Origin of the sequence: Flavobacterium sp. MR2016-29 (assembly GCF_015350695.1) — a bacterium.
GTDB lineage: Bacteria > Bacteroidota > Bacteroidia > Flavobacteriales > Flavobacteriaceae > Flavobacterium.
The window spans coordinates 637,646-650,932 of the sequence record NZ_JADKPU010000001.1; the positions used below are offsets into that span (position 1 = coordinate 637,646).

At 30.4% G+C, this 13,287-nt stretch carries 11 protein-coding genes and 1 pseudogene; all 12 read right to left on the reverse strand.

All coding sequences use genetic code 11. The annotated features are described in order from the left end of the window. Positions 1-41: 41 nt before the first annotated feature. The 12 genes and pseudogenes from IR010_RS02905 to IR010_RS02960 all read right to left on the reverse strand — a co-directional run bounded on the left by IR010_RS02905 (position 42) and on the right by IR010_RS02960 (position 13,281). Positions 42-1,226: an acetate/propionate family kinase gene (locus IR010_RS02905; protein WP_194601394.1), complete on the reverse strand. Its 1,185-nt coding sequence runs from the start codon at positions 1,224-1,226 to the stop codon at positions 42-44. Between the two features lie 92 nt (positions 1,227-1,318). After that, complete coding sequence (gene pta, locus IR010_RS02910; protein WP_194566725.1) at positions 1,319-3,412, reverse strand: phosphate acetyltransferase; 2,094 nt, start codon at positions 3,410-3,412, stop codon at positions 1,319-1,321. A gap of 62 nt (positions 3,413-3,474) precedes the next feature. Next, positions 3,475-4,545: a magnesium/cobalt transporter CorA gene (gene corA / locus IR010_RS02915; RefSeq protein ID WP_029269467.1), complete on the reverse strand. Its 1,071-nt coding sequence runs from the start codon at positions 4,543-4,545 to the stop codon at positions 3,475-3,477. Positions 4,546-4,884: 339 nt separating this feature from the next. Continuing rightward, positions 4,885-5,292: a hypothetical protein gene (locus IR010_RS02920; protein WP_194601398.1), complete on the reverse strand. Its 408-nt coding sequence runs from the start codon at positions 5,290-5,292 to the stop codon at positions 4,885-4,887. Positions 5,293-5,434: 142 nt separating this feature from the next. Continuing rightward, a complete protein-coding gene (locus tag IR010_RS02925) occupies positions 5,435-6,397 on the reverse strand; it encodes a hypothetical protein (RefSeq protein ID WP_194601401.1) in 963 nt (320 codons plus the stop codon). Positions 6,398-6,560: 163 nt separating this feature from the next. Beyond that, positions 6,561-7,370: an HNH endonuclease gene (locus tag IR010_RS02930; protein WP_194601403.1), complete on the reverse strand. Its 810-nt coding sequence runs from the start codon at positions 7,368-7,370 to the stop codon at positions 6,561-6,563. Positions 7,371-7,584: 214 nt separating this feature from the next. After that, positions 7,585-7,932 (reverse strand): annotated as a pseudogene (locus tag IR010_RS02935) (DDE-type integrase/transposase/recombinase); the annotation flags it as partial. A gap of 373 nt (positions 7,933-8,305) precedes the next feature. Beyond that, entirely contained in the window at positions 8,306-9,346 is a 1,041-nt protein-coding gene (locus tag IR010_RS02940; protein WP_194601405.1) for an HNH endonuclease domain-containing protein, read from the reverse strand. 116 nt (positions 9,347-9,462) lie between these two features. Further along, positions 9,463-10,254: a phospholipase D-like domain-containing protein gene (locus IR010_RS02945; RefSeq protein ID WP_194601407.1), complete on the reverse strand. Its 792-nt coding sequence runs from the start codon at positions 10,252-10,254 to the stop codon at positions 9,463-9,465. 5 nt (positions 10,255-10,259) lie between these two features. Further along, positions 10,260-10,517: a hypothetical protein gene (locus IR010_RS02950; protein ID WP_194601409.1), complete on the reverse strand. Its 258-nt coding sequence runs from the start codon at positions 10,515-10,517 to the stop codon at positions 10,260-10,262. A 341-nt stretch (positions 10,518-10,858) separates the two neighbouring features. Next, a complete protein-coding gene (locus tag IR010_RS02955) occupies positions 10,859-11,650 on the reverse strand; it encodes a PIN domain-containing protein (RefSeq protein WP_194601411.1) in 792 nt (263 codons plus the stop codon). A gap of 170 nt (positions 11,651-11,820) precedes the next feature. After that, a complete protein-coding gene (locus IR010_RS02960; RefSeq protein ID WP_194601413.1) occupies positions 11,821-13,281 on the reverse strand; it encodes a class I SAM-dependent DNA methyltransferase in 1,461 nt (486 codons plus the stop codon). Positions 13,282-13,287: the final 6 nt, after the last annotated feature.

Consider the following 13,287-nt stretch of genomic DNA (forward strand, 5'->3'; position numbering starts at 1 on the left):
TTCTCATATGAGAAGCCTTCTTATAATTAAAATCTGATTTTTTAATTTTCCAGCAAGTGATAAACCTGATTTGCAATTTCATACTCTTCATCAGTTGGAACCACTAAAACTTTTGCTTTTGAATTTGGCTTACTGATTTCTCTAATTGATTTAGAACGAATTTGATTTTTTTCCTCGTCTAATTCAATTCCGAAATATTCCATATCAGTACAAACAAGTTTGCGCATATATGATGAGTTTTCTCCAATTCCTGCTGTAAAAATAATCGCATCTAGACCATTTAATGCAGCAGTATAAGAACCAATTGTTTTCTTAATTCTGTAAGCATTCATCAATAATGCTAACTGACAATCTTTATTTCCTTTTTCTGCTTCAGATTCGATATCTCTCAAATCACTATATCCTGTAAGGCCAAGCATACCGCTTTGTTTTAGCAAAATTGCATTTACTTCGTCTGCAGTATAATTTAAATTTTTTATCAGATAAAAAATTACAGACTGATCAATATCTCCGGCACGAGTTCCCATTATTAATCCATTTGAAGGTGAAAAACCCATCGATGTGTCGATACATTTTCCGTCTTTAATAGCTGCCATACTGCAACCGTTGCCTAAATGAATGGTTATTATTTTAGAATTCTTATCTAAAAAATCAATAGCTTTTTCAGAAACATATTTATGACTTGTTCCATGAAAACCATAAACGCGGACTTTATTTTCTGTTAAAAGGTAATTCGGAATTGCATATTTAAATGCCGTTTCTGGCATGGTTTGATGAAAAGCGGTATCAAAAACAGCAATTTGCTCTGCCGAATCAAAAATTTCTTCAGCCACATTTATTCCTTCTAAATTTGCAGGATTATGCAATGGCGCTAATTCAAAAAGCTGTTTGATTTTCAATTTTACTTTTTCATCAATTTTAACAGTATCCGTAAAATCGCTTCCGCCATGAACGACGCGATGACCTACAGCCGAAATTTCTGAAGTCGATTTTATAACTCCTTTTTCTGAATCTAACAGCATTTCGGCTACTTTTTGCAAACCTACTTTGTGATTGGGAATTGGAAGTAATTCTTCTACCGAATTTGATGCGGTCTTAAAAGTAATATTCGAAATTTCTAAACCAATTCTATCGATCATTCCTGAACAAATAACCTCGTTTTCAGGCATAACCATTAATTGATATTTTATTGAAGAACTTCCTGAGTTTATAATTAATATTTTCATTTCTTAAGTTGCTAAGGTACTGAGTATCTAAGTTCATAAGTATTCGTACTGATACTCAAATTTTTAATTTTTAATTCCAGATTTTTAATTGATTACAATCCTTGCGCCTGAATCGCTGTAATTACGACCGTATTTATAATATCGTCAACTGTACATCCACGGCTTAAATCGTTTACAGGCTTATTTAAACCTTGCAGCATTGGTCCGATTGCAAGAGCTCCGGTTTCTCTTTGGACAGCTTTGTAAGTGTTATTTCCAGTGTTTAAATCAGGAAAAATAAGCACACTCGCTTGTCCCGCTACTTCAGAATCTGGCATTTTGCTTTTACCCACAGCGCGATCGACTGCTGCGTCGTACTGAATTGGTCCTTCAATTTTTAAGTCTGGACGTTTTCGTTTTACAATTTCGGTCGCAGTTCTTACTTTATCTACTTCATCTCCTTTTCCTGACGCGCCAGAAGAATACGAAAGCATTGCAATTTTTGGTTCAATTCCGAAAGCAGCACTTGATTCTGCTGATGAAATCGCAATTTCTGCCAGTTGTTCAGCAGTTGGATTTGGATTAATAGCACAATCGCCAAAAACCGAAACTCGATCTTCTAGACACATAAAGAAAACAGAAGAAACTACAGATGAATTGGGCTTGGTTTTAATGAATTGCAAAGCCGGTAAAATCGTATGCTGTGTTGTGTGTGCCGCTCCAGAAACCATTCCGTCAGCATGGCCTTTATAGACCATCATTGTTCCGAAATATGAAACATCTTCCATTAAATCTCTTGCCATTGTAATACTTACGTTTTTTGCTTTTCGAAGCTCATAATAGGTATTGGCATAATCTTCATAAAGTTCAGATTCAATTGGGTTTATGATATTTACTTTCGAAAAGTCAAAAGAAATTCCAAGTTCTGCAACTTTACTTTCAATTTGTTTTTTATCGCCAATTATTGAAATATCAACTACATCCATAGCCAATAATCGTGAAGCTGCGATAATAATTCTTTCGTCATTTCCTTCTGGCAAAACGATATGTTTACGATGTTGTCTTGCTCTTTTAACCATGTTGTATTGAAACATTTTTGGCGTCATGCCTTCTGCTTCAAAAGTGATTAATCTTTCTGATAAAGCATCATTATCAACGTATTTTTCGAAGGTTATAATTGAGGTTTCAATCTTATGTGTATTGTTGGCATAAATTTCAGATCTAATAGCTCCAATTCTGTTGGTAATGTGATACGTTCCTCCATCAACCGCAATAATTGGAACGATGGCTGAAAGTCCTTCGATGAGCTTTAAAATGCTTTCTTCAGGAACAATATTTCCAGTTAGAATAATTCCAGAAATGGTTGGATAATTAACGGATTCATTGGCTTGCAAAGCGCCTAATATAATATCCGAACGATCTCCAGGCGTAATAACCAAAGCATTATCATGCAAATGAACCAAGTAATTATGCAATTGCATGGCGCCGACACTAAAGTGGCCAATTTCATTATTTAAATAATTTTCTCCAAACAAAACTTTCGCATCTAATTCGTTTACAATTTCCTGCATTGTTGGGTTATTTAAACTCGAAATCAGCGGAATTGTATTTATCAATACATTAGATGGTAAACTTTTTTGAAGGCTTTTAGTAACTAATTCTAAATTTTCTGGCTGTACCTTATTAGCAAAAACTGATAAAACTTCGACATCTTTTACTTTAAATGAATCATAAACCAAATAAAGACTGTCTACTAATTCTTCTAAAGTTTTTCCAATTCCTGAACCAATAATTATCGTGGGAATTCCGAGGTTTTTTGCGATTAAAACATTCAAATCTAGTTCTATTGAAGTTCCTTCTCCAGTAAAACTCGTTCCTTCAACTAGAACAAAATCAAAACGCTCTTCCAGTTTTTTATATTTTTCAATAATAAGGTCTAAAACCTCTCCTATTTTTCCTTTATTTTTCTTTTTGATTAATTTGCTTTTCGTAATTGCATAGGCATCTTCAAACTTAATATCAAGGTTGAAATAGGACAAAACTGTTTCAATATGATTGTCTTGTTCTCCATCTATAAAATCCTCAATTATAGGCCTAAAATACCCCACTTTAGCAGTTTTACCAATCAAAATACTCATCAAACCGAGTGTAATAATTGATTTTCCGCTGTTCTGATCGCTTGTGGCTATATATATTGCTTTACTCATATTTATTTATATTGATTCTAAAACAAAGGTAATCTAAATGATTTTTTTAATTGAAACAAACGTTAAAACCAACGTCTTTTTTTAAAATAAATAATAAGGGCTATAACCAATAAAAACATGGCTCCCATAACAATAAAATAGCCGTTTTTCGCACGAAGTTCTGGCATATAATCGAAATTCATTCCGTAGACTCCAACAATAAAAGTAAGCGGAATAAAGATGGCCGAAATAATGGTCAGCGTTTTCATAATTTCATTCATTTTTCGGCTTTGTTCCGAGAAATAAAAATTAGAAGCACTTTCTAATGAACTCATGTCTGACTCAATCTGCTCTAAAAGTTCTAAGCTTTTTTGATGGAGTCTAATAAAAAAACTAAAAGTCTCTTTTTCAATTCCATTATAAGTATCATCGTCTTTAATCGTTTTTAGATAATATAGTGAGTCTCGAAGCGGAATAATAGATCGCTTTAAAAAATTAAAGTTATCACGATGATTTTCAATCTTTTCTAAGATAATCGGATCAGCTCCTTTTTTAGTTAAATTGATTAATTCTTCAATTTTATCTTCCTCATCTTCAATCGTAATATAGAAGTTTTCCATTACAGCGTCCAAAAGCAGATAAAGAAGGTAATCTACTTTTTTAGTTCTCACAATTCCGGCATGCGTGCGAAGGCGTTCTCTAATATGAGTAAAGAAATCACTTCGCTTTTCTTGAAAAGAAATTAGAATTCCATCTTTTAAAATAAAACTAAGCTGTTCGACACTAATATTATCTGAATATTCAGAAGGCAAAAGCGATTTTATATTGAAGAATAAAATATTTTGCTGTTCTTCTAATTTGGTTCTTTTGGATGTATTTAAAATATCTGCCAATAAAAAATCATCCAGTTTAAAATGAGTACCAATTGTTTTTATTAAGCCAATATCATTTAATCCATGAATATTAAGCCAATTATTTTTAGTATAATCAATACAGCTATTTAAAGATTCAACTGTAAATTTCTCATATTCAACAACATCATTATCATCATAAACAAAAAGCTGCATTTCTGTTTTATGCTCTTTTTGTGTTCCGGTATACTCTAAAGTTATATGCTGAAGCTTGCGCCCTTTCTTGTATTTTATCTTTCTCATTCAAAAATGATTTATATAGTAATATTACAAAAAAGAATTCGAACGTGAAATGAGAATCGTTATTTTGTAAAAATGTTAACTAATATTAAATGTAATCTTTTTATTACTTTTAACAGGTAATTATACTCCATAAAAAAACCGAGTCATTTCTGACTCGGTTTTCTATTTTAATACTTTGTAACTAATTAATTAGTACTAAAGAATTATTTTACTTCTTCTAAAGTAACTATACCTGTAAATCAGTAATTTACAAATATATGGTACAAATAAGGTACAAATTAATCTAATTTATCTCTATAAGATATTGAGTAAAAAACTTTAAATGAAAGATTTGTCCGCTCATCTAAACGCAGAAGGATTCGAACCTAAGCTCACAAACCCCATCAATGCTATACTTTCAGTATTTTCAAAAACCGTTTGCGACGATTGTGCACCATTTATTTTATTTTCAACTTTTGCTAAAGTTTCATTGTTACATATTTGACCGGGTGGAATAACTGTTTTTATGTAATTTTGGCTTGTTCCATTTATTACCGTTTTAAAGTACCTCATTGGATCATTTTGAAAACTCCATCTTGGAAGCACATGTTCGTTTGTTAGTTTATCATTCCTACTACAAAATGAGCAGATATCATCCTTTCCTCCGAAATTGCCAGGTTCAAAATGATTTCTTTTTATGTGGTCTACGATTGTTTTACCACTTAATCTGAACTGCTTTCTTAATAATTTAAAAAAATCATTTGTCATTATTTCTTTTCTTTAACTTAACATAATTCTCCACACTTGGTAAAACCTATGATTTTATCTTAGAGTATTTCTCCATAAGAAAATTTGAATAAAAATTATATTCCATAAGTATCATTCTCAATCATGTCACGTTACTAGTAATTTAATCATATTTATTAAATAAATATTCAGCACAATACTCACAGATATCAAGACCGTCCTTGATATCACTTTCGAAAATTTGACCACATTCATTGCATCTTTTAAGGTCATCATTTTGATTTGTCTCAAAGCAATTAAAACAGACATAACCTTCGCTCCCTTTTGCTACAAACGTATCGATCTCATCGCAGTGAATACAATCAATTACTGGAAATTCCCCACCATCTGTCATACATAGATAATGACTTTCACCCAAAATATTTTCTGCATAAAGTATTGCTACTTTTTGAGGTTCATCAGAATACCCACAAAACAAACATTCTAAGGGTTCATTTAAGACTAAAGCTGACTGTCGACAAAGAGGACAACTTTCAATTTTAAATTCTCTTTGGGCCAATTCTATTTCCGATTTTATTTGAGCTGCTCTAAGATTAACAAACTCTTTAAATTTAGCTAAAGCCTCCCTTAATCTTTCCAAATAATCTTGGGATGTTAATGAAAGAGATTTAAAATCAAAATTATTATTAATGAAACTTAATATCAAACAAAGTACTTTTGAGGAAAGCGATTTTATTGCTTGGACATTTTCGTTAAATTCGAAATGCTCAATTTTATTTCGAAGCTTTTTTAACTGTCGCAAAATTGATTTTTCTTTTTCGGAAAGTTCTATCTCACATACATTAACTAGCCTAATTAATAGAGTTTCAAAATCAACGCTTTTAAATTCACCAGTATTCAAAAGCTCAAATTTCGCAAAATTTGCGTTTTCGAAAATTAAAGACCAATGTTCATTCTTAAGAACCTCTTTTAATATAAGTTCTGTTCCGGCAGACAAGTGTAGGATTGCATACTTTAGTTGATGTGGAGAATGATCTTTTAAAATATGTTCTAACCCCGAAGTGACAAAATCAAGCCCATTTTCTAAAAGATCAAATTGTATATTTTCTGAACTCTTGTATTTCATAAAATTAGTGGTATTAATTGTTTATTCGAAACAAACATTTATCAATACTATCCATATTTGGATTTAACAAGTTTGCCTGTATGTATTCAAAAATAACTAAAAATCACAAATCATTCCCGATATTTATTAGTGCTAATCTGTCGAAACAAATATAACCTGGAAATTATCGAAAGCATTCTTTAGTCGAAATATTGATGTTTTCCCATTTTTTTAAAAGATATTCATTTGTAATGGGTAATTCAATTTTAGTTTTATGATATATATTATACTGTGAATCTCTCAAAGCTTCGTCAATCAAAACTTCCTGAGTATATGGGTTAATTAAAATTAAATTTTTGTCAAATAAAACATGTAAATCGTTTCGCAGTAGAATTCCATTATTCTGCTTATTGATTCCGGTTTCGGAATGTGAAATTATGTGCGCTGCATCTAAAACTTCAGGAATATTTATACTGGAAATTGCACATTTACTATTGTAAAGATTGAGAATGTTATATCTAAATTTAGATTGGTTTCTTCGTTTATTTATTTGAATTTGAATTTTTTCTAATTGATCATCTTCCGCCTCATCTATAACTTTCTCAATTAATTCAATTCCATTTACTGGTTCTCTCCAGATGATTTCCTTAGTATCGCTATCATAAAAAATATTTGGATGAAGCATAACAATTGTTGTTTGCCTTATTACACTGTTTATAAAATCGGTTTTGTAAATTCTTCCTCTTTCTTTTAATCTATTAATCGCATTTACTGCACCATGACGTCCAATTTTTGCGTAATTACCACCATTTACTCTATCTACAACAATTTGATCAGCATCGACATAGTGTAATCGATATTGTACATTACCACCAATAGATTCAAACTTATCTTCATTAATGTCTAATAGATTTGTCGCTTGATTTAGTATTATAAGCCAATCTTCCATGTTTGAAATAAGGTTTAGAGTTTTAAAATATTGACTTAAAGACATTTAATAGAAATCCGTTTTTATGCGATAAGGTTATATCAGTCCAAGTTATTTATTTAAAATTACAGATAATCTCATTGACCCATAAACTGGATTTGCATTGTCACAAAAAATATCCCATTCTACCATGTTTTCATGATCAAAAGGAGAATTGTGCAAAGTTATGGTTATGTCGCATCTGTCAGAATAAAATCTAAGTTTTTAAATGATTTAAAAGTTAAACTGCCAATTTACAAAATGATTTAAACATAGTTATCCCTGGTCTAACAATTTGATTCTTTCTCAACATTTGCACAACTTCAATTCCGCTCAATGTTCGACTGGCCGATTCAAAACTTTTAAAACCTAATCCGTTTTGCATACGCCACTTTAAAAAACGATGATCCTGCTCTACAATATTTTTGAGATATTTACACAGCCGGAATTTAATCTTTGAGAATGAACGTTTATTATATACTTTGATCACTGCGGAATTAGAACCGCTTATATCAATGTTTATTACTCTAGGCCGGTAAATATTAGCAATTGCTTTAATTAGAAATGACTGAGCACTCATTCTTTGTCTTTTCTGGTCAAAAGAAAGTCAACTGCATTGCCTAATTTATCTACTACTCATATAAATAACACCAAATACCTTTTACTTTGATATAGGTCTCATCTAATCTCCAACTCGCCCCCACTCTGCCTTTTCTCTTCTTCATCTCTGCCTCAGGCAAAGGTGCAAACTTATAAACCCAACGCTGAATCCTGGCATGATCCATAATGACTCCTCTAATCTTCATTAGTTCTTCAACATACCGGTAACTAAGTGTAAATCTTAGCCTGAAATATAATGCCTGAAGAATTATGTATTTTGGATAACAATGACCTTTAGTATTCATCTTTTGATCGGTTTAAAATTCTAAAGATAAAAGTTATTCCCAGATGCGACACAACCATTAATCTTTCATGTATGAAAAACCGTTATTGCTTGCAATAGTGATTAGCGGCTGAATAGTTTCCTTGTATCGCAAATAATTAAAACCACCATCTAAGTCTGGAAAAATGCTAAGATATTCCTCTAAATATTTATTCTTAGAATTATAACTTTTTACTATTTCAAAAGCAGTCTTTTGCAGAGTATAAAACTTATCAAAATACCTATCTAACGGCGGAAGTTTATCGCTTTTAAATAAATTAAATTTTTTATCAATTGGAATTAGATTCCAAATTAAGTCGTGAGAAACAAATGCATGAGGTACAAAATGATCCAAAGCATATTTTTTTTCATCAAACAATAATCTGTTATTGGTGAACACGCAGTCTATTGTCCCCAATTCATTAAAGACCAATTTCCAATATTCATTTGTCTGTTTTATCAAAGAATTCCTTGCTAAAGATTTACTTATTTTATTTGGAATGTCAGGAACATTTGGATTTCTTTTTTGCAGAAAGAGTGACAAATTCCAAAAACAAAAATCCTTAAGTATTTTTGAATTCATTTTTAAATAGCTAATCCATATTGGATTTATCTCAATATAATCTTTATCTAACCGGTAAATACATCCGTGATCAAAATTCTGAGAAAGGAAATAAATTTCACTACGATTTCCAGAAAACCAAGAAGAAATAAACCAGTGAGGTACATTTTTATCGAAGTGATTTAATAGCTTAAGGGTTTCAATCTCTTGAGTATTTTCTAACACAGAATTTATTATACTTCTATTTTCATTTATTTTAAGATTTTCAATTCTCAGAATCGCTTTAACAGCTTCCTGAATAAGGTCTTGTTTACCAAAAGAAATATGGAAATAATTAACCGTATACCAAGAATTACTTATCATTCTTGCGAATATCCTTTGCTTATCTATTTGAGTGCTTCCCTCCTCTACTAATTCAAGAATAGCCAAAAACCAGTAAAACTTATAACTAGCAGAAGTATTTGCAAATACAGAAGATAATTTATTTATTGACAGATATTGGGAATATGGTAGACTCATAAAACCATTTAGATTTTAAATATTATTGAAATGCTTCGAAAATGGTAATTTAAGCGAAAATAAAACTGATAGAAAATCGGACCACAATAAAATTGCTATTAAAATAGTTTTTAAATTTATTTCAATTTTTCAAGACGTTGCCTTGCTTTTGTTAATATTTCTTCACTGAATAAAACTTTATACTTATCTTTCTGAATTATGCTTTCAATTGTAAGATCTAGCCTATCTATTTCAAACATTTTAAGTAGTCCCGAATGTAACTTCTCAGTACCCTCCTTTATTAGACGATTTGAGGCACCAATAGCTCCGTAATCGTAAATCTGGTTAAGGATTATTGATTTGTTAATTTTTGCACCTGCTTTTAATGAAAGATCAATTGACGAAATTAGTTCATCATGCAACTGGTTTTCTAAAATTATGAATTCATTTTCTTTTGTATCAGAACAAAGAACATCATTTGCCAACAAGGCCCTTTGGTCGTATTGGATAACAATTTCTTTTAATTTATTGAAACGGATAAAAAACTGTTTTATTAGTTGTGTTTCTTCACTTTGTACAATAAATTCATGGTTATAATATTCAGCAGAATTTGTCCAGTTATAGGAGCCATCAATCAATTTAGCATTGTCAAATATTGCATATTTGTCATGCAAAAACTTACCACTTCTAGCTGATAAAATGTAAACTTTTCCACCTTTATTTATAAAGTTTTCGAAAGATAATCTTGTATTTTCATAGTGGTCACTTATGATAATTTCTATAGAACAGCCAGTCTCTAATTTGTCAGTTAACTGCCCAAGTAGATCTTTACTAGTAAACCAAGCAACTGACACAATAATTGATTCTCTAGCGGAATAAATATTTGATTCAATTTTTTTCTTAATATCTTTAAATGATGCTGTTGTCATAATCACTAATATTTCGATTTAATTAGTCTTAACTGGTGCTCAATTAATTCTTCGTTTAACTCCTTAAATTGTACTTTCGCAATTATTCCATTTTTTACATCTTTAATTTGTTTAAGATTTGAAATTAATATTCCCCATTCATTGTTAATTCTAAGTCCATTATTAGTAAAGTTTGCCGATGTGATAATTGCTTTGTAATCGAGTTCATCAGATTTTGCAATGAATTTTTTACCATGTAAAGTGCTTTCAATTAATATTTTCATCTCAATAGACCTTGATTAGAAAAAAGTAAATAAATATTTGAAATAAGCTATTTTAGAATATTGATCTTTATCAAAGGGGTTTAGTGTAGTGATGAATGTAACTTTTTCTAGTCTTGTGATATTTTCAAACGAGAAAAGTTCTGGATTAGAAGTTATAAATGGACTGATAATAATAATATCTTCAGCATCATGAAAAGTATTTGTTAAATGATAGAGATGATTTTCTCTAGTTAGATTATTGATTATCATAATAGAAAATGGTAATTATGTGCAATTGAATTTTATTATACTAAGAAGCTTTAAAAAGATAAATATAAGTGCTAGGAATTATTTCCCTCTCATTATTTCCCTCTCATTATTTCGGCTTCCCACTCAATATGCGAATCTATTAAATCATCAATATATCCCCAATAACTAGCAATTTCGGCTTCTAACTCTTCTGAAATATCTAAGATTTTACCAATATTCCTTTCAAATCTCATCATCGTTTTATCAAAAATTGGTTTTAAATCTGGATGGACAATATCTTTTTCCAAACCTTTTATGCCTAAAGAAAAATCATCAGAATTGTATGTGATGAAAACTGAGTCAGAAATAATTATTTTATCTGTTTCTCCAAAACTAAGGCTCTTATGTAAACTGTTATTTTGTATATAATTTGATGTACTTAATAATATTAGTGCATCCGCATAAGAATTACTATTTCGATGAAATGGAGCTTTTTTTTGAAGTGCCCAATTTGAGACTTCAATTTTTTCTGCACTTGTAACATCTGCAATAATAGATTTATTCTTAATTAAATCCTCAATGATTTTATAGCGATCATCTGCAGCATTTAATATACTTTCTTTCTTATTTTTAAACTCTGAGAGTATCTTATTAAATAATTTTTTTTCGTCCCCATCTAAGTATCCTGATATAGTTTGGGCATTTTGAATTTGGAAAATTATTGCTTCTTTAATTTGATCGATAATTCCAATTTTATTTCTATCCCACTCCTCAATTTGAATACTTGAAATTAAAAACTGAATTTCCTTATTATTATGTTTTTCAATTAATTTCTGTAGAACTTTAGGATGTTCTCCTTTCGCTAAATATATCCAAATATTTGTATCTAATATTAATGTTACCATTGTATGTTTTATTAAATGTACGAACCAAAACTTAAACAATCATTCCAAATTTGAATATCCCGCAGAGCTTCAGTTTATTTACATAATTTCAAATTTAAATAAAGTAGATTACAAATCACCAAGTATTTATACCTGTTCCTACTGTGACAGTAGTGCGAGCTCGGTACTTTTTAATTTAACGACTCTTTCAAAGCATTTAGATTAACTAACGTGTTACCTAAATTCTCTATTATTCCATTAAGAATATCTTCTGGATCTGGTAAATTATCAAGATCCATTTCACTATCATCTTTAAGCCATGTAATATCTAAATTTATCTTATCTCTTGAAATTATTTCGTCATATGTGAATTTTCTCCATCTTCCATCTTTATTCTTATTACTAAAAGTTTCATTTCTATTCCTAATATCTTCTGAATTATATTTATTAACAAAATCTTTCAAACTTTCATAAGTCAATGGATTTTTTTTCGGTGTATGATTAATATTTGTTCTATAATCGTAATACCATATTTCATCAGTAGCGATGACCTTTGAACTATCTACCTTATCAAAAAATAATACATTTGATTTTACACCCTGTGCATAAAAAATACCTGTTGGTAACCTTAGTATAGTATGGAGATTAACCTTTTCTAATAGACTTTTTCTAATTAATTCTCCAGCACCACCTTCAAATAGCACATTGTCTGGTAAAACCACAGCTGCTCGTCCATTTTCTTCTAGCATTGATACAATATGTTGTAAAAATGCTAGCTGTTTATTACTTGTTGTTACCCAAAAATCTTCTCTTAAAAAATAACCTTCCTTTTCTGAAAGATTTTTATCAGTTGTAGGGATGTCGCTACTACTTTTACCGAATGGAGGATTTGCTAAAACGATCTTCACTTTTGGGACTTGCTTACCAATTTTTTGTGGATTTAGACTATCTGAGACTTGAATGTCGGGAGTTTTTTTTAAATCTCCTATTCCATGTAAATACAAATTCATAAGACATAAACGTGCTGTTGCTTTTTCAATTTCCCATCCGTGAAATGTATTAAATTTTAAAAATTCTTTGTCTTGCTCTGATAAATCATAATTATTTTCTAAGTAATTTAATGCTCCCAGAAAAAAACCTCCTGTTCCGCACGAAGGATCTGCTATAGTTTCTTGTGCAGTAGGTCTTATACAAGCTACCATAGCCTGAATAACTGGTCTAGGCGTAAAATATTGACCTGCACCACTATTCTCGGCATTTTTTTGAAGTAATGTTTCGTAAATCTCTCCTTTAACATCTGATTCGGTTGAAGACCAATTATCTTCATTTATTAATAGAAGAAGTCTATTCAGTTTTGTAGAATCGTGAATTTTATTCTGAGCTCCAGCAAAAATTTTTTCCAACATACCTCCCGATTCTGCTAAAGATTTCAAAACTTTCTCATACTGATCTAAAAGTTGCCCGCCTCTATTTGTTATTAAGCTCTTCCAGTTACAAACTTCTGGAAGATTGTATTTGTTTGAATTTTCATCTGCCATTTTAAGAAATAACAAATAGGTTAACTGCTCTAGGTAATCATTATAACCTAAACCATCATCTCGCAAAGTATCACAGTAATTCCAGATCTTCTGAGCTATATTTTTTGACGACATATTGTA

Bases quoted from the DNA above. Each gene is read 5' to 3' on its own strand.
- IR010_RS02955 (WP_194601411.1), bottom strand. From the start codon at position 11,650: ATGGTAACATTAATATTAGATACAAATATTTGGATATATTTAGCGAAA.
- IR010_RS02940 (WP_194601405.1), bottom strand. From the start codon at position 9,346: ATGAGTCTACCATATTCCCAATATCTGTCAATAAATAAATTATCTTCT.
- IR010_RS02950 (WP_194601409.1), bottom strand. From the start codon at position 10,517: ATGAAAATATTAATTGAAAGCACTTTACATGGTAAAAAATTCATTGCA.
- pta (WP_194566725.1), bottom strand. From the start codon at position 3,412: ATGAGTAAAGCAATATATATAGCCACAAGCGATCAGAACAGCGGAAAA.
- IR010_RS02925 (WP_194601401.1), bottom strand. From the start codon at position 6,397: ATGAAATACAAGAGTTCAGAAAATATACAATTTGATCTTTTAGAAAAT.
- IR010_RS02930 (WP_194601403.1), bottom strand. From the start codon at position 7,370: ATGTCTTTAAGTCAATATTTTAAAACTCTAAACCTTATTTCAAACATG.
- IR010_RS02920 (WP_194601398.1), bottom strand. From the start codon at position 5,292: ATGACAAATGATTTTTTTAAATTATTAAGAAAGCAGTTCAGATTAAGT.
- corA (WP_029269467.1), bottom strand. From the start codon at position 4,545: ATGAGAAAGATAAAATACAAGAAAGGGCGCAAGCTTCAGCATATAACT.
- IR010_RS02945 (WP_194601407.1), bottom strand. From the start codon at position 10,254: ATGACAACAGCATCATTTAAAGATATTAAGAAAAAAATTGAATCAAAT.
- IR010_RS02960 (WP_194601413.1), bottom strand. From the start codon at position 13,281: ATGTCGTCAAAAAATATAGCTCAGAAGATCTGGAATTACTGTGATACT.
- IR010_RS02905 (WP_194601394.1), bottom strand. From the start codon at position 1,226: ATGAAAATATTAATTATAAACTCAGGAAGTTCTTCAATAAAATATCAA.